The sequence below is a fragment of the Elusimicrobiota bacterium genome (assembly GCA_026388095.1).
Lineage (GTDB): Bacteria > Elusimicrobiota > Elusimicrobia > UBA1565 > UBA9628 > UBA9628.
Genome location: JAPLKL010000039.1, coordinates 29,325 through 52,410 on the forward strand (window position 1 = coordinate 29,325; position 23,086 = coordinate 52,410).

The window sequence follows — 23,086 nt, forward strand, 5'->3', positions numbered from 1 at the left end:
TCCTCCCCTCGGGGTCGGCCCACGCCTCTTCCCCCCATATAAGCTTACCGGACCCGAATCAATTAAATGACAAATCTCTTACTGGGATGCAGCGGCCCAAGCTTCCCTTTAATTGAGTATACCCCCCTGGCACCGATCTTGTGAATGACAGAGGTCATACCTGGACGGAGATTCTCGTCACGTGATTATTTTGCTACACTCACGTCTTACGGGATACAAGAGAACGATCGCGCCGGCCCTGGAGTGCCCCTTCCAGCCGGGAGAGCACTGCCGCTCCTGCGACTGCAAGAGACGCTGCTTCTTCAATTTCCTCTCGCCGGAATCCCTGAGGCGCTTCCGTCTCGAACGCCGGATGCGCCGCTACAAGGCCCATCAGTTCATCTTCCAGGAAGGCGAACAGCCTCAGGGCGTCTTCATCCTCTGCGTCGGCGACGTCAAGATGACCAAGGCCGACGACCGCGGCCGCGAGCTGAACCTGATGTATCTCTCCTGCGGGGACTTGGTGGGGGAGGTCCCCTTCCTGGCCGCGGAGCCCTACTGCGCCTCGGCCGAGACCCTGCGCGAGTCCGTGATCTGCTTCCTGCCCCGCGAGCTGGTCGAATACTTCAGCGCCCACGAGCCGGAGTTCTCGCGCCGGCTGGTGCGCCGGGTCAGCCGCTTCGTATGCAAGACCATGGACCGCGCCTTCGGCTTCGCCTTCCGGGGGGCCGACTCCCGGCTGGCCAGCTTCCTCCTCACGATCAAGGCGCCGCCGGCGTCGGCGGTGGCCCTGCCCTGCCACGGCAAGTTCGAATACAGCCGCCGGGAGATCGCGGAGAACCTGGGGCTCTCCCCGGAGACCGTGATCCGGACCCTGTCATCCTTCCAGCGCCGGGGCCTCATCCGGCTCGACGGCAAGGCCATCGAGATACGCAACCGCCCCGGGCTGGAGACCGTCGCCGCGGAGCATTGAGCCGTCCTCCCGAGACCTGACCGGAGTCATACTTTTCAGGTGCCTCCTATCATTGTTGATTCCTCCGGCGCGCGTTATAGTATTGCTCCCTATGGGATACAAAAGGACGCCGGCCCCCGCTTTGACCTGCCCATTCCAGCCGGGCGAGCACTGCCGCTCCTGCGACTGCCGCAGGCGCTGCTTCTTCAACTTCCTATCCCCCGGCTCCCTGAAGCGCTTCCGGGCCCAGCGCCAGATGCGCCGCTACAAGACCCATCAGTACATCTTCCAGGAGGGAGAGCAGCCCCAGGGCCTGTTCATCCTCTGCGTCGGCGACGTCAAGATGACGAAGTCGGATCAGCGCGGCCGCGAGCTGACCTTGGCGTACCTCTCCTGCGGGGACCTCGTAGGCGAAGTCCCCTACCTGGGCGCGGAGCCCTACTGCGCCTCGGCCGAGACCATGCGGGAGTCCGTGGTCTGCTTCCTGCCGCGAGAGCTCATGGACTACCTAGCCGACCATGAGCCGGAGCTCCACCGCCGGCTCCTGCGCCGGGTCAGCCGATTCCTCTGCCGGACCATGGACCGCGCCTTCGGCTTCGCCTTCCGTTCCTCGGAATCCCGGCTGGCGAACTTCCTGCTCACCATCAAGCCGCCGCCGGCGCCGGTGGCCGCCCTGCCCTGCAAAGGGAAGTACGATTACAGCCGCCGCGAGATCGCCCAGAACCTGGGCCTCTCCCCGGAGACCGTGATCCGGACCCTGTCCTCTTTCCAGAGCCGCGGCCTCATCCGCCTCAACGGCAAGGACATCACGGTGCGCAACCGGACCGCCCTGGAGAGCGTCGCCCGCGAGAGCTAGAGGCGCGGGGCCTGACATGCTAGAATCTCCGCGCTCATGAATCGGAAGATTCTCCTCATACCGGCCGCCCTGCTGTTCTGCCTGCCGGCTGCGGCCGGCACCCCTGAGGACGAGGCCTGCCTGGGCTGCCACGCCGACCGCGCCAGCGGCGCGCCCCAGATGCCGGTGGCGAAGCTCCAAGCCTCGGTGCACAAGGACCTCGGCTGCACGGTCTGCCACGCGGGCAAGGACGGCTACCCGCATGAGCCCAAGACCCCGCCGGTCGCCTGCGGCTCCTGCCATGCCGAGCCGCAGAAGCTCTTCGACGACAGCCTGCACGGCAAGGCCCTGGCCAAGGGCGACTCCCTGGCCCCGCGCTGCCAGAACTGCCACGGCAGCCACGACATCGTCCCGGTGCGCAGCCCCGCCTCCGCGGTCTCCCCCGTCCGGATCCCTTTTGTCTGCGGCTCCTGCCACCGGGAAGGCTCCCCGGTCCAAAAGCAGAGGCACATACACCAGCAGAACATCCTGGAGAATTACTCCGAGAGCATCCACGCCGAGGGCCTGCTCAAGAAGGGCCTCAGCGTGGCCGCGACCTGCGCCTCCTGCCACGGCAGCCACCACATCCTCCCGCACACGGACCCGCGCTCCAGCATCGCCCGCGGCAACATCACCCAGACCTGCGAGCGCTGCCACGCACTCATCGAGGAGCAGCACCGCAAGATCATCAACGGCCAGCTCTGGGAGAAGTCTCCCAACAAGGTCCCGGTCTGCGTGGACTGCCACCAGCCGCACAAGGCGCGCAAGGTCTTCTATGACCAGGGCATGGCCGACCGCGACTGCCAGCGCTGCCACTCCCAGCCGGGCCTCAAGTCCCGCGACGGCCGCCCCATGACGGTGGACGCGGCCCAGGCCAAGGGCTCGGTGCACGCCAAGATCGCCTGCGCCCAGTGCCACGCCAGCGTCACGCCGTCCCACAACCGCCCCTGCGACACCGCGCGGCCGGTGGACTGCTCCGTCTGCCACAACGACCAAGTGGCGCAGTACCGCGGCAGCGTGCACGGCACGCTCCTGGCCAAGGGCGACCGCAACGCGCCCGCCTGCGTGGAATGCCACGGCAAGCACGGAATCCTCAGCCGCAAGGACAGCCGCTCCGCGACCTATCCGACCAAGGTCCCGGACCTCTGCGCGCGCTGCCATCGGGAGGGCGAGAAGGCGGCGGTGCGCTACCAGGGCACCCAGCACCAGATCACCCGGAGCTACATCGAGAGCGTGCACGGCAAGGGCCTGCTCAAGAGCGGCCTGACGGTCACCGCCACCTGCACCTCCTGCCACACCGCCCACGGCGAGCTGCCGGCCTCGGATTCGCGCTCCACGGTCAACAAAGATAACGTGGCCAAGACCTGCTCCCAGTGCCATTTCGGCGTTTACGACCAATACATCCAGAGCGCCCACTCCCCCGCCGTGGCCGGGCCCGGCAAGAAGGTCCCCGGCTGCAACGACTGCCACACCGCGCACACCATCCGCCGCACGGACCAGGAAGGCTTCCGCCTCGACGTCATGTCCCGCTGCGGCGGCTGCCACGCAGGTGTGGCCAAGTCCTATTTCGAGACCTACCACGGCAAGGTCTCGCAGCTCGGCTACGCCAAGACCGCCAAGTGCCACGACTGCCACGGCGCCCACGACATCTTCAACATCAACGACCCGCGCTCCCACCTGAGCCGCCGCAACATCGTGGAGACCTGCCAGAAGTGCCACCCGGGAGCCACGCGCCGCTTCGCGGGCTACCTGACCCACGCCACGCACCACGACCCGTACAAGTACCCGCTGATCTTCGGCACGTTCTGGGCCATGACCGCCCTGCTGGTAGGGACCTTCGGCTTCTTCTGGCTCCACACGCTGCTCTGGCTGCCGCGCGCGCTCCAGCTGCGCCGCGAGCATCCCCCCAAGCCCTACGACCCCGCGCGGCCCCAGTTCGTGCGCTTCCCGCTGATGTACCGGTGGCTGCACGGGCTGCTCATCACCTCCTTCCTCTGCCTGGCCGCGACCGGGATGACGCTGAAGTTCTCCTACACCCCGTGGGCGCAGGCCCTCTCGCGCCTGCTGGGAGGCTTCGAGAGCGCCGGCTTCATCCACCGCGCGGCCGCCCTGCTGATGTTCGGCCTGTTCAGCACCCACGTCTGGGACCTGCTCACGCGCAAGCTCCAGTCGGCGGGCTCCTGGAAGGCCCTGCTCCTGGGGCCCGACACCATGCTCCCGACCCTCAGGGACGCCGCGGAGTTCCGGGACACCCTCAAGTGGTATCTGGGACGCGGGCCTCACCCCCGCTACGGACGCTGGACCTACTGGGAGAAGTTCGACTATTTCGCGGTCTTCTGGGGCGTGACCATCATCGGCTGCTCGGGGCTGATGCTCTGGATGCCCGAGACCTTCACGCGGGTCCTGCCCGGCTGGCTCATCAACGTGGCCACCATCATCCACAGCGACGAGGCGCTGCTGGCCACGGGCTTCATCTTCACCGTGCACTTCTTCAACACCCACCTGCGGCCCGACAAGTTCCCCATGGACCTGGTCGTCTTCACCGGACAGATGCCCCTGGAAGACATGAGCCGCGAGCGTCCGCAGGAGTACGAGGCGGTCCAGGCCGCCGGGAAGCTCTCCGAGCGGACCTCCGCCCCCCTGCCCCTCTACCTGGTGAAGACCCTGCGCGTCTTCGCCTGGGGCGCTCTGGGCGCGGGCTTCTGCATCATCATCGGGATCATCTATGCCATGCTCTTCGCCTATCGCTAGCAGGCTGCTGATAAAGTCCGTTCTGCGAGCGCCCGGCGGCCGTTTGCCGGGCGCAACCGACGCGCGCAAGCGCGGCGGCAGAACCCATCCGATCGGTCGAACGAAGGATGGCGCCTTCGGCGCGACTGGCGAGCCTTCGGCTCGCCAGTTCGTTTTTGGGACCGTATACACTCTGTGGCCGGCCACAGTGTGTATACGGTATGCGAGCGGAGATCTCTGGCGGGTTTGTCAGCAGCCCGCTAGGACTCTGAGGCTGGCCGCTTCGGCCGCTCTGCTGCTGCTCTGCGCCGGCGCCCGCGCGGCCGAGGAAGCCTGCCTGGGCTGCCACCAGAACAAGGACATGGCGGCCCAGGCACCCCAGGCGGCGGCCGCCAAGTTCTCGCGCTCGGTGCACCAGGCCCTGGGCTGCGCCGGCTGCCACCAGGGCAAGGACGAAGTGCCCCACCCCAAGAAGGCGCCGGCGGTCTCCTGCGCCGGCTGCCACCAGAAGAGCTCCGGCGCCATCCGCGCCTCGGACCACGGCAAGCTCCTGCTCAAGACCAAGTCCGGGGCAGCCCTGTGCGTCGCCTGCCACGGCCCCCCCCATGAGCTGCGCAAGGTCTCCGACCCGGACTCTCCGGTCAGCCGGACCCGCATCCCCGACACCTGCGACTCCTGCCACAAGAAGATGGACTTCAAGGGCAAGTTCGGCGTGGAGCCGTTCGCCAGCTACGCGCAGACCGTGCACGGCAAGGCCCATCTCATCGGCAAGAACCCGAAGGCCGCGGTCTGCACGGACTGCCACGGCGGCCACAGCCTCGACTTCTCCAGCGACTCCCGCAGCCGCGCCAACAGGTTCAACATCCCCAAGACCTGCGGCCGCTGCCATCCCGGGCCTCTGGCCCTCTACTCCCGATCCATCCACGGGAAGAAGTCCGCGGCCGGAGTGAAGGACGCCCCGGTCTGCACGGACTGCCACGGGGAGCACAACATCAAGGGCCAGCGCGAACCCGGCTCCATGGTCTTCACCGGCTCCATCGTCAAGACCTGCAGCGGCTGCCACGGCTCGGAGAAGCTCATCGCCAAATTCGGCATGCCCCTGGACCAGGCCAAGGCCTACCGGGACGGATACCACGGCGTGGCCTTCACCGCGGGCAACCTCGCCGCGGCCAACTGCGCCTCCTGCCACCGCCACCACGACATCCTGCCTTCCAACGACCCCGACTCCTCCGTCAACCCCCGGAACCTGCAGAAGACCTGCGGGGCCTGCCACCCCCGCGCCGGGGACCTGGTCAACCTGGGCAAGGTGCACACCTCCGCCGCCGCGGCCGCGCGCGACCTCCCCGAGCAGGTCATGCGCCTGGTGCGCCAGAGCTACATCCTGCTCATCGTGCTCACCATCGGCGGGATGCTGGCGCACAACCTGCTGGACCACAAGCGCAAGCTCCTGCTGGGCCCCTCGGCGCACGCCCACGACCCCCGGGCCCCGCGCCTGAGCCTCAACGAGCGGCTCCAGCACCTGGTCCTGCTGGCGTCCTTCACGGGCCTGGCCTACACCGGGTTCTGCCACACCTTCCCGGAGTCGGTCCTGGCCCGGTACGTCTTCTCGGGTGCTGCGGGCGCGCACTGGCGGTCCTGGCTGCACCGCGCCTTCGCCGTGGTCTTCGTCGTCCTGGGGGCCTACCATGCGGCCTGGCTGGCCATGGCCAAAGAAGGCCGAGGCGAGGTCCGGGAGATGTTCCCGCGTTGGCAGGACTTCCTGGACTTCCTGCGGCTGCAGCGGTACAATCTCCTGCAGCGAGGACTGCCCCCGCGTTTCGGCCGATTCAGCTACATGGAGAAGGCCGAGTACCTGGCCTTGGTCTGGGGCAGCGGGGTCATGGTCGCTACGGGCTGCGTGGCCTGGTTCCGGGACGTCTCGCTGCGTTTACTGCCCAAATGGTGCATAGACCTATGCCTGCTCATCCACTTCATGGAGGCCATCCTGGCCTGCCTGGCCATCTTGGTCTGGCATGGCTACTGGACCGTGTTCGACATCGACGTCTATCCCATGAACTGGGCCTGGATCACAGGCAAGCTCAAGCTCGGCTCAGCCGAGGCGAGCCATGACGAGCAGCCATAATATAAAGGAAGGCCGCAGGCCCGCAGCGCCGGCGGAGCGGGGCGCAAGATTCCTCGCTTCGCCGCGCCTGCTCTACTGGCTGCTTCCCGCCCTCATGCTGCTGAGCACGGCCGGGACCCTCGTCCCGCAGGGCGAGACGCCGGCTTGGTACGCCGGCCGGTTCGGGCCCTGGGCGGGCCTGCTGACGCTCTGCCGGCTCGACGACATCTATCACTCCGGTCTCTTCACATTCCTGCTGGGCCTTCTGGGCCTCAACTTGGCCCTTTGCACCTGGCAGCGCCAGATCCACGCGGGCGCGCGGCGGGACGTGCTCCTGACCCACGCGGCCGTCTTCACCATCCTGGCCGGCGGCATGATCACCGGGCTCGCGGGCCGGCGCGGCAGCCTGCCCCTCAACGTGGGCCAGACCAAGGACTCGGTCGAGGGCAAGCCGGGATTCACGCTGCCGTTCTCCGTCAAGCTCGAGGACTTCCACATCGACTTCTACGGCTCCGGGCTCCACCGCCTCACCATCACGGACCGCAAGGCGGGCTGGAAGGAGACGGCCGAGGTCCAGGTGGGAGCCGCGGCCGCCTTGCGCGACGGCGCGGTGCGCGTCGCGGCGCTGGATTTCTTCCCGGATTTCGTCATCGACCAGGGCGGCCCGGCCACGCGGTCGCAGCTGCCCAACAACCCGGCCCTGCGGCTGGAGATCACGGACGCGCAGGGCGTGGAGAAGCACTGGGCCTTCGCGCGCTTCCCCAGTTTCCACGCGGACCCCAAGAGCCGCTACGAGGTCGCCTACGAGCTGGCGCCCGGCCAGGTCAAGCAGTTCCGCAGCGAGGTGGCTCTGCTCGAAGCGGGCTGGGTGGCGGGGCGGCGGGCCATCGAGGTGAACAAGCCCTTGCGCTGGAAGGGCTACACCCTCTACCAGGCCGGCTACGACCCGGAGAACCCGGGCTTCTCAAGCCTGCTGGTGAGCCGCGACCCGGGCGTGCCGGTGGTCTACGCGGGCTTCCTGCTGCTCACGGCCGGCCTGCTCTGGACTTTCCTGCGCACAATGAGGAGGCGCCCCTAAGATGAGTGCGAAGATCTTGAACCTCTGCTTCGCCTGCTATCTGGCCGCCCTTATCGCCTACGCGGCGGCCTACCTGTTCGCGCGGCCAGCCCTGCGCAAGATAGGGCATGCGGCCCTGGCCGCGGCCTGGGTCCTGCAGACGGTCTTCCTGGCCCAACGCTGGCACGATTCCGGGCACGCCCCCATGGCCAACCAGTTCGAGTCCTTGGTCAGCATGTCCTGGGGCATCACCGGGCTCTGCGCCGCCTTCTGGCGTCTGGCTCCCGGGGAGTGGCTGGGCCCCGCCACCTCCGGCTTGAGCCTGGTCCTGCTGGCGGTCTGCGCCCTGCTCGACTCCGCCATCGCCCCTCTGGTGCCGGCCCTGCAGTCCAACTGGCTGCTCCTGCACGTGAGCGTCATCATGCTGGCCTACGCGGCCTTGGCCCTGTCCTTCCTGGCTTCCGCGGTCTATCTGACGGTCTACCACGGCCGCAGCTTCCACGAGACGGCCGTGAGCCTGGACCTGTTCAACGAGCGCTCCATGTCCCTGGGCTACGTGCTGCTGACCGCGGGCATCGTGCTGGGCGCGGTCTGGGCCAACGAGGCCTGGGGCTCCTATTGGTCCTGGGACCCGAAGGAGACTTGGTCGCTGATCACCTGGATGGTCTACACCGCCGCCATCCACCTGCGCCGGACGCACCGCTGGCAGGGCCGCCGCATGGCGTGGTTCTCCGTGGCGGGCTTCGCCGTGGTGCTCTTCACCTACTTCGGGGTCAACTACCTCATGAGCAGCATGCACTCCTACGCGGGCGCGCGCTGAACATGACGTTCGTTTGACGTCCCTTTGACTCCCATTTCCTACTTTCCCCATATATGACGAAAATCATACTTGTGGTATGGCACGCGCCATAGCGGCATGAAGGCATGCACTGTTAAACTTACAGGGTATTTTATGGAGGATTCAACGATGCGCAATCCCGGCGGACGATTTCTGATCCTGGTCGCGGCCTGCATCCTGGCGACGTCGCGCTTGGCGCGCGCCGAGGAAACGGTCAAGTTGGAGACGGCGAAGACGGAGGCGGCCACCGAAGTGGGCGCCACGGTCTGCGCGGGCTGCCACGCCGAGCGCGCCGAAGCCTTCAAGAAGTCCTGGCACGGCCGCAAGATGCCGGCCATGAAGAACGTCCCCTTCGAGAAGTCCTGCGAGTCCTGCCACGGCCCCGGCTCCTTGCACGCGGCCGCGGGCGGAGACAAGAGCAACCCCGGCTTCGCGACCACAAAGATCTCGGCCGAGAGCAACGAGCGCTGCCTCTCCTGCCACAACCAGCGGGCCGTCATCAACTGGAAGGTGAGCGCGCACAACCAGCAGGGCTTGGCCTGCGCCCAGTGCCACAAGATCCATGAGGGCGAGGGCGCGCCGAAGCCCAAGAGCGAGGTCTGCCTGGACTGCCACAAGAAGAAGCGCATGGAGATCAACCTGCCCTTCCACCACCCCATCATCGAAGGCAAGATGGAATGCGCGGGCTGCCACAACCCGCACGGCGGAGAGTTCCGCAACCTGAACGCCGAGTCCACCCGTGAGCTTTGCCTGAAGTGCCACGCGGAGAAAGCCGGGCCTTTCGCCCAGGAGCATCCGCCCGTGGCCGAGGATTGCACCATCTGCCACATGCCGCACGGTTCGACCAACAACAACCTGCTCAAGCAGGCGGTGCCGAACCTCTGCTTGACCTGCCACAACGCCCATCACAGCGACAGCCCCGGTTACACCACGCCCGTGACGGCCGTCAAAGCTTTGGCCACCCGCCAGACCTGCACCAACTGCCACTTCAAGATCCACGGCAGCGACGACGGCAGCGAGTTCAGACATTGATTTCTGGAGGAACGATGAAACGCATGATCCCCATGACCTTGACCTCAGCCCTTATCGCCTTCCTCCTGGCTTGGCCCTGCCGCGCGCAGGCTCAGGATGAGCCCTCAGCCACGCAGGCCGGCGGCGAGGCCCGCCTCGTCCACCACTCGCCGCAGGGCAACCAGGACTACGTGCGCATGTTCCAAGGGCGCACCTACGACTATGTGGAAATGGACCTGTTCCTGCGCACGGGCTGGAAGAACGCCCTGCTCGACCTTGGCGTCAACGACATCCGCAGCACCAATGAGAACGGCAGCATGGCCTTCTCCTGGGGCTCGGCCGTCAACCTCAAAGGTGATTTCAATATCATCACCGCCCGCATGCCTTATATGCCCGGCGGCCTCGTCGTCGACAACAACTGGATCAGGAACCCGAACTACGTCGACAACACCGCCGGTTCCTCGAACTACTTCAAGCGCACCTTCCAGCACGAGCAGGTCACCTTGTCCTTGCCGAGCCATCCCGAGTACCGCCTCTACGCCGACAACTGGAACATGACGGACCGGGGCACTCGGGCTGTGCGCGACGGCAGCGACAGCAAGATCTGGCCGGCGACGGTGGACCGCTTCACCCAGGAGAATAAATTCGGCGTAGACTTGGACATCTCGGACAAGGGCCAGGCCTACTATGAGTTTGCCGCCCGAAAATTCGTCGACATGGCGCAGCAGCCTCCCAACCTATTTGCACTATATGCCACCAGACGCTGGGATGTTCCCAACCAGAATGTGAACGCCAGCAAGGTCGCTTTCCGCTACAACCCCAGCGCCGCCCTGTCCGTGGCCGGCGGAGCCACCACGCGCACCCGCTACAACAGGTTCAATGGGTTCAACCAGTACATCTATGCCAGCAATCTCTCCGCCGCCTACCGGCCGAGCAAGAATCTATCGCTCACGGCCCGGCTCTACGAGGACGCCGATCAGATCAAGGAGAACGCCGCCTACGCCGGCGTCGCACCAAACGCGACCACGCCGCAAGGCCACATCAACTTCCTCTTCTTGAAAGCCGACCTCAGCGCGCGCTATTCGGGCATCTCCCATACGTCGATCACCGCGGCTTACAAGCCCGCCTACACGCGCCGCACGAACTCCGAGTACCTCCAGTTCTTCGTGCCTCAGGGCATGGCGTCTATTCGCTATCAGGATGGCACCGTGCCGGGAGGGACCCAGCGCGTCCAGGCCGCGTTCGAGGACATGAAGCACAACTTCGAAGCCGGCATCACCATGGAGCTGCCCCAAGACGTCGAGCTGGAGCTCAGCGACAAATACCTCATGGCCAATTACGCGGCCTACGACAACATGCCTACGCGCCGCCACGAGCCCAGCGCCACCATCACCGTCCCGTTGCCCCAGCGCCTGAGCTGGACCGGCAGCGTCACGGACAGCCACAGCGAGAACACCCGCACCAACCTCACGAACTTCCACAGCGTAGTGGACACCTTCATGACCGGCCTGTCCTGGAGCTCCCTCAAGGGCCAGGGTTCGGCCGGATTGTACTACACCTTCGAGGAGGGCACGGACAAGGTAGACGCCTGGGTCGGCGACGCCGCCGGAACTGCAGCCAATCCCAACATCCACATCGTGCAGGCCCCCTTCAACTACAAGAATCACGTGCTCAGCGCCAACGCCACGATCAAGCCCATCGAGAGACTGGCCATGACGGGAGACGCCTCATACACCGACTCCCAAGGGCGATTCCTGACCAACGGGGCCTTCGACCCATACTTCACAGGCACCCCGGGGAGGACTTTCCAAGCCTGGACTCCCTCGGATGTCCGCATCCTGCGCTTCGGACTCATCGCGCGCTACGAGCTCAACAAGTACGTCTCGGCGCGCGCCGGCTACCGGCGCCAATCCTGGATTGACCGCGTCAACAGCGCCAACGACGGCCGCGACGACGCCTTCGACCTGGGTCTCAGCGCGAAATTCTAAAATCGAAAATTGCTAAACTAACCCTATGCCCGGCGAAACCTTCGCAGACGTCCAAGACGGCCGCCCGCTGACCTCCTGGGCCGACCTCGTCCTGGTCGGCCTGAGCCACCGCGAGGCCGGAGTCGCCGTCCGCGAGAAGCTGGCCATCCCCGCCGAGTCTTTGCCCGGCGTGCTGGCCCAACTGCGCGGCCACGGCTTCTTGAGCGGCGTGACCGTGCTCTCCACCTGCAACCGCCTGGAGATCTACGCCAGCGCCCCGCAGGCCCAGGCCGCCGAGACGCTCCTGCGCTCCTATTTCATCCGCCGCTGCCCCGAGTGCGCGGACCATCTCTTCGTTCGGCGCGGCGCGGCCGCGGTGCGCCACCTCTTCCGCGTGACCGCGGGCCTCGACTCCATCGTGGTGGGCGAGCACCAGATCCTGGGCCAGGTCAAGACCTTCTACCAGACCGCCCAGCAGGCCGGCCACACGGACAAGCTCCTCAACAAGCTCTTCCAGGCCGCCATCGGCGCGGGCAAGCAGGTCCGCTCGCGCACCGGCATCGCCCAGGGCATCTGCAGCTGCGGCGGCGCAGCCGTGGCCATGGCCGAGAAGGTCCTGCCCGCCGGCAAGGACGGACGGCGCATCCTGCTCGTGGGCGCGGGGAAGATGGCGGAGACCGCGGCCCAGCACATGCTGGAGAGCCGCGGCGCCGCCCTCACCATCGCCAACCGCGACGTGGAGCGGGCCCGGACGCTGGCCGCCCAGTACGGCGCGCGCGCCGTCAGCCTCGAGGCGGGCATGGCCGCCATCGCCGAGATGGACGTCATCATCGCCTCCACCGCCTGCCCCCACTACATCGTGACCAAGGAGCGGCTCGCCGCCTTGGCCGAGTCCCGCCAGGGCCGGCCCCTCGTGGTCATCGACCTGGGCGTGCCGCGCAACGTGGACCCCGCCGCGGCGTCCATTGCGGGCGTGCACCTCTACAACATCGACCACCTCGAAGCCGTCATCTCCGAGACCTTGGCCCGCCGCCGCGGCGAGCTCCAGGCCGCGGAGGACATCGTCTCCGGGCTGACCGCAGAATTCTGCGCGATCCTGTCCCGGGAGCCGGCGCCCCGCGCGCTGGCTCCGTCCTTGGGCGCCAGGTAGGCCGATCATGTCCGAATCCATCCATTTCGCCACCTTCGTTGACGGCGGGCCGGGAGGCCGGCCGCCTTACTGCGTCGTAAGCGCCAGGCCGCGCCGGCCGGCTTTCCCGCCCGCTCCGGCGGGGCGCTGCCGCCGGCGGACGGCGTCCGGACCGCGGGCCGGGTGCGGCCGCACTTGAATTTTCGTCCATCAACCTACTTAACGGGAGGATTCAGTATGCGAAGAACGTCTTCTTATCTGGCTTTGGGCGCGGCCTTGGCCGCGGGCTGTCTCGTCGGGAAACTGGCTTTGGCCGCCGACGCCCCGGCCCCAGCCGCCGATGACAAGACCAAGGCGGCCGCGGCGGCTCCCGCAGCCGCGGAGGCCTCTGTCAAAGCGCCGGAATTCATCAAGCTCGACAAGGTCGGCAAGATGCAGCCGGTCAACTTCCCCCACGCCAAGCACGGCAAGCTGTTCACCTGCAAGGACTGCCACGAGGGCCAGACGCCGCTCTTCGCGCAGAAGCACAGCGAGACCGGCATCAAGATGGCGGACATGTACGCCGGCAAGGGCTGCGGCTTCTGCCACGACGGCAAGAAGGAATTCGGCGAGGGTGACAGCAAGAAGAAGATCTTCAACGCGAAGACCAGCTGCATGAAATGCCACAAGGCCGCGCCCAAGACGGATTCCAAGGACGCCCAAGCGAAATAGCAACTCCTTTCGCCGTCGTCCTCCTCCGGGGCCCAACGTCCCAGCGTTGGGCCCTTTGGCCTATAAACCCCAGGGCCCTTCGACCCTAGACGGGTGGGCCTAAAGGGCTATAATCATATGGCCTCGCGATTCCCAGGGAGCCTATGAACAATCTGATTCGGCGGGTCGGTCTCATGTCGTTCGGAGCGGCTTTAGTCGTCTTCGCGCTGGCCACGGCCGCGCGCGCCGGGGACGCTGCCCCGGCCAAGAAGGACTCTGCTCCGGCTCTCACTTCCCTGCTCGAATCCGCGCCCGCGGACCAGCGCGACCGGATCGTCCGCGCCGCGGCCTCCGCTTCAGTGGCGGGCGCCCCGGCCGCGAGCATCCAGGGGGGCCCGGCCTGCGTCCCGTCTCCCAAGCTCGCCCCCGGGCAGGGCTTCTCGCCGCAGGTCAACGACAAGGTCCGCTTCGACGTGATCACCGACCTGCTCGACCGGATCGCCGCCTGCAAGCCCCTGCCCTATGCCCATGACGGCATCGTCAACAACAACCGGGAAGGCCTTCTGCCCAAGCAGCCCGCCGGCTATTACCTGGAGTACACCTTGAAGGTCCCCGGCCGCCAGACCGGCGACGGCCCCGTGCCCGTGGATATCGGCGGCAAGATCTACATGACCGGCCAGATGCTCAGCGCCAGAGGCCCGGAACGGATCATCGTGGGCGGCCGCGAGCGCATCTACTACACGCCCGACCACTACAAGAATTTCATCGAGCTGACCATAGTCCGTTGAGCTCAGCCGAGGCCTTCCTGACCGCCGCCGCCCCGCCGCACCTGGCCGACCTGGGCGGCTTGGACGCGGCCGCGCTCAAGCGGCGAGCGGCCGGCTTGGGCTTCGCGGTCTTCGAGCTCGACGGCGCGCGCATGAGGACCAAGGCCGAGCTGATGGAGCACCTGGCGGCGGCCCTGGGCTTCCCCGGCGATTTCGGCGGGAACTGGGACGCGGCCGTGGACTACCTGGGCGACCTGGCCGGCGTCCACGGCGGCACGAAGTTCCTGGTCGTCGTCAAGGATCCCGCCGCCGTGGAGCGCGCCGACCCCGGGCTTTACGCGGACTTCCGCGAGGTCTGCGGCCTCGCCTGCGAGAACGCGCGCCAGTGGAGCCGAGGCACGGTCACGCTGAAGTTCGCCTTTACGACGCCTTGACGCCCGCGGCGGCCGGCAGGGCGAAGCGGACCACCGCGCCTTTGCCGGGGCTGCCCTCCGCTCTCATCCACCCGCCGTGCTTGGCGACCACCATGTTCGACAAGGCCAGCCCCACGCCTATGCCCTCGAATTCCGTCTCCGAGTGCAGGCGCTGGAATATGCCGAAAAGCCTTTTTGCCTGGCCCGGGTCGAACCCGGCCCCATTGTCCCTGACCGTGTAGACGGTGAATCCGCCTTCCTCTTCCCAGCTGACCGCTATCTCCGGGGCCAAGGTCTTGGAGGTGAATTTCAAAGCGTTGGAGAACAGGTTGATCCAGACCTGCCTGAGCATGGCCTTGTCGCCGGCCGCGGGCGGAAGCCCGGCTATGGCGCATAGTCCCCTTTGCCGCTCCGGGGCCGCCTCTTCCCACGCTTCCTTGGCCAGCGCGGTCATGTCTATCCTGGCTTTGGTGATCCCGGTCCTGGATACCCTCGCGAAAGCCAGCAGTTCGTCTATCAGCAGGGCCATCCTGGCAGTGCTCTTCATCATGACGCCTATCACGCGGCGGCCTTCCTGGTCCAGCTTCGGACCGTAGTCCTCCTGCAGTATCTTTGCGAAACCCTCTATCCCGCGCAGCGGCGCGCGCAGGTCGTGCGAGACCGAGTAGGTGAAGGCCTCAAGGTCCGCGTTGGCTTCTTCAAGACGCTTGCTGTAGCGGGCCTTCTCCATCTCCTCACGGTACATCGAACGGGCCGAGATGTATATGAAGCAGCCCAGCACGACCACGATCAGCGCCACGGTCAGGGTCACCCCCGCCTCCGGACCGTAAAGCCCCATCTGTTCCCCGGCTATGCGCAGCCAGCCCATGAGCACGGGGATCAGTATGGAGGAAGGCAGCAGCAGGCGCAGCAGGCTGCCCGAATTGGACCGGCTGGCCGCCAGCGCGGTCAGGCCTATCTCCGGAGCCGCCAAGAGCAGCCCGGCTCCGAGCAAAGTAAATCCCATGGCAGCGGGCACGGCCATCGGGGTGATGTATATACCCGTGGTAAAGAGAAAACGCCCGAAATACAGATACCCGATCAGGATTATGAAGCCTGTCAGCAGGACCAGAAGCGAACAGGCTTCCCTCGCGATGGCCGCCCAGCGGCTCTTCATGCCGTCGATCAGGAGAGCCAGCGAAGCCAGGATGAAAGCCATGGCCGTGCTGGGGGCCATGCGGCCGGGGTGGTGGGTGAAAAGGCTCCCCGGCTCCTCCGGATAGAATATCTGGTCCAAAGGTATGCTCTGCACCCGCAGCAGGTAGGCCGTCATGGTGGCCGCGGCCCACAGCAGCGGCAGAGTGGCCGCGGCTTTCGCCCAGGGGCCGGCGCGCTCCGGAGATAGAGCCCGCGCGCCCAGCGCCGCCCCCAGGCAGGCGAAGCTCAGCGCCGTATTGAACTTCATCGTAATGGTGTCCGGCAGGTAGGTCTTCGGAAAATGCAGGTCGAGGAACCAGGCCGCCACGACGCTCAAGCCGAGGGCGCAGACCGCGAAGCCGAGCCCCGCGGCCGCCCGCCGGAAGCGCGCCTGCATCTGACTGTCTTCGACCATTTCCATCTTGGACGACAGGCCGGGACCCATGTCTCACGATTGTATATCACATCGATGCCGGGGCGCAAAATTGGTAGATTATCTAGAGCGGAGGTCTTCATGCGACCACTTACTGCCTCGACGGCTGTCCTGTTCGGCGCGGCCCTGCTGGCCGCCGCCGGCTGCTCCGGCGTGAACTCCACTTTGCGCTACGGCGCGGACGGCCAGCCCGAGTTCTTCGTCGAATGCACCGGGCAGCCCATGTCCAGCTGCTACCGCAAAGCCCTGGAGCTCTGCCCGCAGGGCTATTTTCTCGTCGAGAATAGCCAGACGCCGGGCGGCACCAAGAGCGGCGGACTCTTCGGGCGCACCCAGCACGTGGGCGCGGAGACCGGCAACACCATGGTGGTCTGGAAGAACCAGGTGGCCGTCAGATGCAAGCCCGCCCCGGCGGCTGGCGGCCCCGAGAGCCCCGCGAAGCCGCAGTAGTCCGGCCTGGATGCCCCACATCAGGCTCGACGGCATATCCCTCTACTACGAGGACCACGGCACCGGGCGGCCGCTGCTGCTGCTAGCCGGGCTCGCGTCGGATTCCCAGAGTTGGGGCCCGGCGGCCTCCGAGCTCTCCCGCGATTTCCGGGTCATAGCCTTGGACAATCGCGGAGTCGGGCGCACCACGCCGCAGGACGCGGCCATGAGTATCGAGGCCATGGCGGAGGACTGCATGGCTCTGGTCAGGCGGCTGGCTCTGTCGAAAGTCCATCTGCTGGGGCATTCCATGGGGGGAATGGTGGCCCAGCATTGCGCCGCGGTCTATCCGGAAATGATAGACCGGCTGATCCTTGCGGCCACCTCGGCCCGCGTCGCGCGGCGCAATCGGGAGCTGTTCGACGATTGGGCGCAGAGGCGCGAATCGGGCCAGGATTTGCGGCGCTGGTTCCGGAGCATCTTCTTCTGGATCTTCTCTCGCCGCTTCTTCGATGACCAGCCGGCGCTGGACGAGGCCTTGCGGCAGGCCTGCGACTATCCCTGGCCCCAGAGCAGCGCGGCCTTCGGCGCCCAGGTGCGGGCCTTATGCGCGTTCGACGGTACGGGACAGCTATCCAAGATCGCGGCCAAAACCATGGTGCTCAGCGGCAGCGAGGACCGGCTCTTCGATGCCGCGGACTGCCGGGCCCTGGCTGAAGGCATCCCGGGAGCGGCCTGCGCGATGATCCCGGATGCGGCCCATGCGCTCCACCTGGAGCAGCCGAAGGCGTTCTGCCGCGCTGTGCGCGAGTTCCTCGACTAGCAGGCTGCTGATAAAGTCCGTTCTGCGAGCGCCCGGTGGCCGTTTGCCGGCCGTAAGGAAATCCGTCCGGCCGGTACCTGCGGGACTTCCGATACCGCAGGTGCCGGGTGCAACCGACGCGCGCAAGCGCGGCGGCAGGACCCATCCGATAGGTCGAACGAAGGATGGCGCCCCTGCCCGTATGGAAAACGGGGGCAGGGACCTGGCGACACGGCGTTCTCCTTTTCGCCAGGCCTTCGGCGCGACTGGCGAGCCTTCGAAGCTGTGAAAAAATCGGCAAAACGGCCATTGCCCCCGTCGGAGAATTTGTCCCGATATGCTAAAGAGGGGTATTTTTTCACAGCTTCTTCGGCTCGCCAGTTCGTTTTTGGGACCGTACACACACTGTGTCCGGACACAGTGTGTATACGGCATGCGAGCGGAGATCTCTGGCGGGTTTGTCAGCAGCCTGCTAGCCGTCAGCGCCCGGCCCCGCCTCGCCGTTCCAGCTCGCGCTGGAGCTCTTCCATGCGCTCGAGGAGGTCCACGATGATCGAGCCCGCGTAAACGTCGATGTCGAGGCCGCCGCAGAGCCGGCGCAAGCGCCGCAGCCGGGCCAGTTCGGAGGCCGGGACTTCGGCCTCGCCCTCCGGCGGCTCCTCGAGCCGGACCACCCCGCAGCGGGCGCACTCCTCGAGAAAGTCGGACTCCATCTCCAGCAGGGCCGCCAGCACCTGCAAGCGCTCGGAGGTCATGACCCGGCCTCCCTCAGTTCACGATACAGCCGCTGAGTCTTCTCGTCGCTGCGGTGCGGGATGTCTATGCGCGCCACCGCGTAAAGGTCTCCCCGCGCGCCGCCCTCCCGGCCCAGCCCCTTGCCCGCGATGCGCAGGCGCCGGCCCGCGTAGGTCCCGGCCGGGATGCGGATCCGGATCGGCCCCTCCAAGGTCGGCACCGACACCTCGCCGCCCAAGGAAGCCTCCCAAGGCATCAAGGTCACCGCGGTCTCCAGGTCGCTGCCTGAGACCTTGAAGTCCGGATGCGGCAGGAGCTTGATGCGCAGGAACAAGTCCCCCCCGCCGGGGCCGCCCTGCCCTCGCAGCCGCAGCCTCATGCCGTCCCGGATGGGCGCAGGCAGATGCACGTTGATGCTTTTCTCCTGCCGGGCCTCGCCCAGCCCCGCGCAAGCCGGGCAGATGCGGTCGCGCAGGCGCCCCGCGCCCCGGCACTGCGGGCAGAGCACCGGGGCGAGGATGGAGAGCTTCCTGTCGCCGGGCCGCAGCGAGTCTTCCAAGGACAGCGTCAATTCGGCCTCCACGTCCTGCCCTTTCCCGCCCCCGCCAAAGCCCTCGCCGCCGCCGAAGCCTCGCGCGCCGCCTTGACCGAAGAGCTGCTCGAAGAAATCGCTGAAGCCCGAGAGGTCCTCGGCGCCGCCTTGGTAGCGCCTCTGCGCCCGCGGCTCCGGGCCCGGCTGCGGGCCGGCCTGCCAGTCCGGGCCGAGCTGGTCGTACTTGGCCCGCTTCTGCGGGTCGGAGAGCACCTCGTAGGCCTCGTTGATCTCCTTGAACTTCATCGAGGCGGCGGCCTTGTCCTGCTCCGGATGCAGGTCGGGATGATGCTGCTTGGCCAGGCGCCGGTACGCGTGCTTGATGTCGCCGGCGGAGGCGTCCTTCTTCACCCCCAAGACCGCATAGTAGTCCCTGAACTCGATGCCCATGTCCGCGCTGTTATGATAGCACAGCCGGAGGCTCGCGCAGGGAGCTGAAGCTGACCAGCGCGCCTTTGCGCTCGTCATACAAGTTCAGCCCAGGAGCGCCCAGGCTCTTGCGCAAGGTCAAGGGCTTGACCGCCTGCAGCTCGGGGATCGCCTTGAAGCATTGCTGCAGATGGTAGTTGGGGATGCCGGGACGGACGTGGTGGATATGGTGGAAGCCGATGTTGCCCGTCACCCAATGCAGGAACTGCGGAAGCTGATAGAACGAAGCCCCCTCCATGGCCGCGCGCCAGGGATCCCAAGCGTCGTGGCGCGCCCAATAGACCCCCTCGAACTGGTGCTGGTTGTAGAACAGCCAGACGCCCAAGGTCGCGGCCATCATCAGCACGGGAAGCTGCACCAGGATGTAGGTCCGCAGGCCGATGGTGAAACTGGCCGCGGCCACGATCGCGGCCAAGACCAGGTCCGTGGTGATCACGCTGATGAAGTCGATCCTCTTGGCGCCCGGCGTGGGATAGCGGTTGCGCAGCAGGAAGTAATAGATCGGGCCGATGCCGAAGGTGACCAGCGGATGCCGGTAGAGGCGGTAGGGCAGGCGCTTCAAGAACGGCGCGGCCCGGTACTCCTCCACCGTCATGGTGGTGATGTCCCCGGTGCCGCGGCGGTCCAGGTCGCCGACGGTGATGTGGTGCCCGGCGTGGCTGCGCCGCCAGTCGTGGAACGCGGTGAAGGTCAGGATGCCGCAGAGATAGCCCACGTCGCGGTTCCAGCGCGGCGAAGGCAAGAACGAGCCGTGGGTGCAGTCGTGGAAGATGATGAAGGTGCGAGCGAAGAATGCGGTCGCGGCCACGGCCAAAGCGAGGGTCAGGACGTAGGGGTAGCCGCGGCGCACGGTATGGGCCATGAGGGCCAGCACAAGCAGGTATGGGACGGTGCTGGTGAGCAGTTGACGGAGCGCGATGCCGGTGTCAGCCCGGGCGAAATCCGCGGTGGCCTTGTACCATTCCGGCTTTTCGACTTTCGCGACGACCAGTACGGGATTGAAGGACATGCTGAGCTCCTCCCACGGAGGAAGTCGGGGTCCCCCCGTGCTTTTTCCAGATTAGCAAAATCAGGGACCGCGGGAAAAGCGGGGCGGCGGCTCAGGAGCCGGGCAGGACCTGGCGCGGCGGGGCCTGGCTGCAGAAGGGGTCCACGCCCTGGAAGAGGTCCGTGACGAAGTCCTTGGCCGACATGTCGAAGGTGTAGCGGGACGCCCACGCGAAGCATTGGATGGGGCCGCCGCTCTCGGCCGGCGTGCCCAGGCCCGCAGGGTCGCCGGTGGTCGGCACGTCCTTGAGCCGGTAGACGCAGGTCTGGAAATCCAGCGAGGAGTTGGCCGCGGTGAGCAAGGTCTTCTCTTCGTTGACCATGGTGACCCCGCCTTCCGGGACGTCGGCCACGTAGGTGACGGAGGCGGGGCCGTCGAGGTCCTTGAGGAAGGTCCGCGCCCCGGGGTCGTCGAGGGCCTTGAGGTCCGCGAGCATGCTGGCGCGGTCGGGCCGCAGGCGCAGGGGAGAATTCGGCACGTAATCCAAGCCCAGCCGGTCCTCCTCCTCCTTCGGGTAGGACACGTAGAGCGGGTCGAGCTCGGTCTGGTCCACCTCGAAGGCCGGGTGGTTGAAGACCACGCGCGGGCCGCGCAGGCGCCGGGCCACGTCGAAGGTGCGCTCGATGAGCACGCCGGCGGGCAGCGCGTAGCGGGCGTGGTAGGCGCAGCCGCGGATGAACTGGACCACGCCGTAGTCTCGGGCGCAGTCCGGGGCGGTGGTCTCGATGACCGCGCCCTCCACCGTGATGCGCGAGCGCTCCAGGTCCCCGTCGTTGGAGCGCACCTCGTAGTCCAGCACCGTGAAACTCTTGAGCCCGCAGGCTCCACCGGCCGGGGCCGGGAAGAGCTTCTGCTGGAAATGCGGGATGATGCCCTGCTTGGGCTCCGGGGGCGCGGCTTTGCGCGCCGCGGTCCCGGCCGCGATGCTCTCTTTGAGCTTCGTCATCCCCCCGCGCAGATCGCCCGCCGCGAGTTGGACCTGCGAGTCGGACCAGGCGCCGGCTTGGCGCGCTTCGGATTCGAGGCCGGGCTGGGCCTGAGCCAAAGCGCTCAAGGCCAAAATCGTCGATAAAATCATGGTTTGGATTCTATCTGTTATGCGCTCCTCGGGTACGGGCACTTGGGGCCGCGCCAGCCCAGACAAATGGACTAGAAGGGCCTGGGTCCGCCGGCCCTTCCGGCCGGGCTGTTCCGCCGCCATACTATGGCACGGATGATCGCATCGCTATACACGGCAGCCCTGCTGGCGCTCCTGACGGCGCCGTCGCGCGCCAATATCGAAAGCGCCGAGCAATCGTGGGACGACCTGGTCCGGGCCACCCTTTCGCAATCCGTGCAATCCATCGGCAGCGCCCACCTCCATGTCGACCCTTATCGGATCGTCCGCCAGGGCGACCCGGCCCAGAATATGGTCGGGGTGACCTTCGACGACGGGCCGAGCTCGTTTACTGACGGAGCCATCGAGGCCCTGGCCTTGCACGACGTCCAGGCGACCTTCTTCATGCTGGGAGAGAAGGTGGTCCAAGACCCGGCGATGGCCCGGCGCGTGGCCCGCCGCGGCCACGAGATCGGCAACCATACCTTCAGCCACCGCGACTACTGCACCACGGAGATGCTGGAGAACCCGGACCGCGAACAGATATTCCGAGACGAAGTCGAAAAGACCGCGCGGGCCATCCTCGACGCGACCGGCGACTCCCCGGCCCTGCTGCGCATGCCCTACGGCTGCGCGGCGCGCTGGGCCGAGTCCGAGGCGCAGGGCCTGGGCTACACCTTGGTCTTCTGGTCCGTTGACGCCCAGGACTGGAAGCGCCCGGGAACCGACGCGATCGAGAAGGAGGACCTCGCCGCGGTCCGCCCCGGCTCCATCATCCTCCTGCACGACGGCGGCGGAGACCGCAGCCAGACCATGGCCGCCATAGACAACATCCTCAGCGGCCTGGAGCAGAAGGGCCTGCGCCCGGTCTCCATCAGCGAGCTCATGGGGCGCAAGAGCTACCTCCCCAGATTGGCCAGCCAGCGCTGATCAGCGGCGCCTGACTCGTCCGGCAAGCTCCCGGGCGAACTCCTCGGCCCGGGGAAGGTCCCGGCACACCTCGTTTAGGCGCACGGCGCGCGAGCCGTCCATCTCCGAGTAGAACACGCTGAAATCAGCCTCAGCCCCGCGCAGCTTGGCCCGGGCCGCCAGAGGCACGGAGCAGCCGCCGCCCATCACTTTCAGGAAGGCCCGCTCGAGCTCAACTTCGACGCGCGTGTGGCGATCATCGAGCTTGGCCAGCAACTCGACGACGTCGCGACGGTCCTGCCGAGCCTCAACGGCCAAGGCCCCCTGCCCCGGAGCCGGCAGCAGCAGCTCCTCGGCAAGCTCCTCATGCGGCACCGCGCCCAGGCCCAGGCGCCGCAAACCCGCGCCGGCCAGCACCAAGGCGTCGCAGTCCCCCTTATTCATCTTGCGCAAGCGCGTGTCCACATTGCCCCGCATGGGCAGCATCTTCAGCCCGGGCTTGGCGGCCAGAAGCTGGATCTGCCGCCGCAGAGAGGAGGTCCCGATCCGGGTGCCGGCTCCGGCATCTTTCCAGCTAAGCCCCCCCTGTCCGATGAACACATCGCGGGGGTCCTCGCGCTCCGGATAGGCCGCGATGGCCAGCCCGGCCATGAGCTCCGCGGGCAGGTCCTTGGCGCTGTGGATGGCAAAATCCACGCGCCCCTCGGCCAAAGCCTCTTCGATCTCCTTGACGAAGAGCCCCTTGGTCCCTGAAGCCATAGCGCTGACCTCGGCCGGACTCTGGATGGAGAAACGGTCGCCGCTGGTCTGGATGCGCACGGTCTCGACTTCCAGGCCGGGATGCAGCTTCATGAGCGCTGCGGCCGTCTGCCCGGATTGCGCCAAAGCCAGGGCCGAGCCCCGGGTGCCCATGCGTAGTCTCATGATAT

The 23,086-nt window shown here is 66.8% G+C and carries 21 protein-coding genes; 15 read left to right on the forward strand and 6 right to left on the reverse strand.

Annotated features, from left to right (window positions below; all coding sequences use genetic code 11):
* The first annotated feature begins 181 nt into the window (after positions 1–181).
* From NTY77_08600 to NTY77_08655, 12 genes are all read left to right on the forward strand, one after another.
* On the forward strand, positions 182–952 hold the full coding sequence (locus NTY77_08600) for a Crp/Fnr family transcriptional regulator (GenBank protein MCX5795536.1): 771 nt from the start codon (positions 182–184) through the stop codon (positions 950–952).
* 91 nt (positions 953–1,043) lie between these two features.
* Entirely contained in the window at positions 1,044–1,787 is a 744-nt protein-coding gene (locus NTY77_08605; protein ID MCX5795537.1) for a Crp/Fnr family transcriptional regulator, read from the forward strand.
* Between the two features lie 36 nt (positions 1,788–1,823).
* Positions 1,824–4,556: a multiheme c-type cytochrome gene (locus tag NTY77_08610; GenBank protein ID MCX5795538.1), complete on the forward strand. Its 2,733-nt coding sequence runs from the start codon at positions 1,824–1,826 to the stop codon at positions 4,554–4,556.
* Between the two features lie 187 nt (positions 4,557–4,743).
* Positions 4,744–6,657 (forward strand): cytochrome b/b6 domain-containing protein, encoded by a 1,914-nt coding sequence (locus NTY77_08615; protein MCX5795539.1) that lies wholly within the window; start codon positions 4,744–4,746, stop codon positions 6,655–6,657.
* The gene (locus NTY77_08620; protein ID MCX5795540.1) at positions 6,641–7,714 is read left to right on the forward strand and encodes a cytochrome c biogenesis protein ResB; all 1,074 of its coding nucleotides are present in this window, start codon (positions 6,641–6,643) and stop codon (positions 7,712–7,714) included. The genes NTY77_08615 and NTY77_08620 overlap by 17 nt, the downstream gene beginning before the upstream one ends.
* Position 7,715: 1 nt before the next feature.
* Positions 7,716–8,513 carry a c-type cytochrome biogenesis protein CcsB gene (gene ccsB / locus NTY77_08625; GenBank protein ID MCX5795541.1) on the forward strand — a complete coding sequence of 266 codons (798 nt, stop codon included), beginning with the start codon at positions 7,716–7,718 and terminating at the stop codon, positions 8,511–8,513.
* A gap of 147 nt (positions 8,514–8,660) precedes the next feature.
* Positions 8,661–9,563: a DmsE family decaheme c-type cytochrome gene (locus NTY77_08630; protein MCX5795542.1), complete on the forward strand. Its 903-nt coding sequence runs from the start codon at positions 8,661–8,663 to the stop codon at positions 9,561–9,563.
* Between the two features lie 14 nt (positions 9,564–9,577).
* Positions 9,578–11,530 carry a hypothetical protein gene (locus NTY77_08635; protein MCX5795543.1) on the forward strand — a complete coding sequence of 651 codons (1,953 nt, stop codon included), beginning with the start codon at positions 9,578–9,580 and terminating at the stop codon, positions 11,528–11,530.
* Between the two features lie 25 nt (positions 11,531–11,555).
* The gene (gene hemA, locus NTY77_08640) at positions 11,556–12,659 is read left to right on the forward strand and encodes a glutamyl-tRNA reductase (GenBank protein MCX5795544.1); all 1,104 of its coding nucleotides are present in this window, start codon (positions 11,556–11,558) and stop codon (positions 12,657–12,659) included.
* A gap of 216 nt (positions 12,660–12,875) precedes the next feature.
* On the forward strand, positions 12,876–13,349 hold the full coding sequence (locus NTY77_08645; GenBank protein MCX5795545.1) for a hypothetical protein: 474 nt from the start codon (positions 12,876–12,878) through the stop codon (positions 13,347–13,349).
* Positions 13,350–13,492: 143 nt separating this feature from the next.
* Positions 13,493–14,116 (forward strand): hypothetical protein, encoded by a 624-nt coding sequence (locus NTY77_08650; protein ID MCX5795546.1) that lies wholly within the window; start codon positions 13,493–13,495, stop codon positions 14,114–14,116.
* Positions 14,113–14,529, forward strand: coding sequence for a barstar family protein (locus NTY77_08655; protein MCX5795547.1), 417 nt, complete (start codon positions 14,113–14,115; stop codon positions 14,527–14,529). The genes NTY77_08650 and NTY77_08655 overlap by 4 nt, the downstream gene beginning before the upstream one ends.
* On the opposite strand, the gene NTY77_08660 is transcribed toward NTY77_08655, so the two are convergent.
* On the reverse strand, positions 14,516–16,099 hold the full coding sequence (locus NTY77_08660) for an ATP-binding protein (protein ID MCX5795548.1): 1,584 nt from the start codon (positions 16,097–16,099) through the stop codon (positions 14,516–14,518). The genes NTY77_08655 and NTY77_08660 overlap by 14 nt on opposite strands.
* A gap of 99 nt (positions 16,100–16,198) precedes the next feature.
* On the opposite strand from NTY77_08660, the gene NTY77_08665 reads away from it, so the two are divergent.
* Positions 16,199–16,567, forward strand: coding sequence for a hypothetical protein (locus NTY77_08665; GenBank protein ID MCX5795549.1), 369 nt, complete (start codon positions 16,199–16,201; stop codon positions 16,565–16,567).
* A gap of 10 nt (positions 16,568–16,577) precedes the next feature.
* The gene (locus NTY77_08670; protein ID MCX5795550.1) at positions 16,578–17,369 is read left to right on the forward strand and encodes an alpha/beta fold hydrolase; all 792 of its coding nucleotides are present in this window, start codon (positions 16,578–16,580) and stop codon (positions 17,367–17,369) included.
* 458 nt (positions 17,370–17,827) lie between these two features.
* Here NTY77_08670 and NTY77_08675 read toward each other — a convergent pair whose 3' ends face one another.
* The 4 genes from NTY77_08675 to NTY77_08690 form a co-directional block, all read right to left on the reverse strand.
* Positions 17,828–18,103, reverse strand: a complete 276-nt coding sequence (locus NTY77_08675) for a hypothetical protein (protein MCX5795551.1) — start codon at positions 18,101–18,103, stop codon at positions 17,828–17,830.
* On the reverse strand, positions 18,100–19,065 hold the full coding sequence (locus tag NTY77_08680) for a J domain-containing protein (protein ID MCX5795552.1): 966 nt from the start codon (positions 19,063–19,065) through the stop codon (positions 18,100–18,102). Before NTY77_08680 ends, NTY77_08675 begins: the two co-directional genes overlap by 4 nt.
* Before the next feature lie 10 nt (positions 19,066–19,075).
* The gene (locus tag NTY77_08685; protein MCX5795553.1) at positions 19,076–20,113 is read right to left on the reverse strand and encodes a fatty acid desaturase; all 1,038 of its coding nucleotides are present in this window, start codon (positions 20,111–20,113) and stop codon (positions 19,076–19,078) included.
* Positions 20,114–20,204: 91 nt separating this feature from the next.
* Positions 20,205–21,230, reverse strand: a complete 1,026-nt coding sequence (locus NTY77_08690; GenBank protein MCX5795554.1) for a hypothetical protein — start codon at positions 21,228–21,230, stop codon at positions 20,205–20,207.
* Between the two features lie 135 nt (positions 21,231–21,365).
* Between NTY77_08690 and NTY77_08695 the strand changes: the two genes are divergently transcribed.
* Complete coding sequence (locus NTY77_08695) at positions 21,366–22,178, forward strand: polysaccharide deacetylase family protein (protein ID MCX5795555.1); 813 nt, start codon at positions 21,366–21,368, stop codon at positions 22,176–22,178.
* Here NTY77_08695 and hemC read toward each other — a convergent pair whose 3' ends face one another.
* Positions 22,179–23,081 (reverse strand): hydroxymethylbilane synthase, encoded by a 903-nt coding sequence (gene hemC / locus NTY77_08700; GenBank protein MCX5795556.1) that lies wholly within the window; start codon positions 23,079–23,081, stop codon positions 22,179–22,181.
* Between the last annotated feature and the right edge of the window lie 5 nt (positions 23,082–23,086).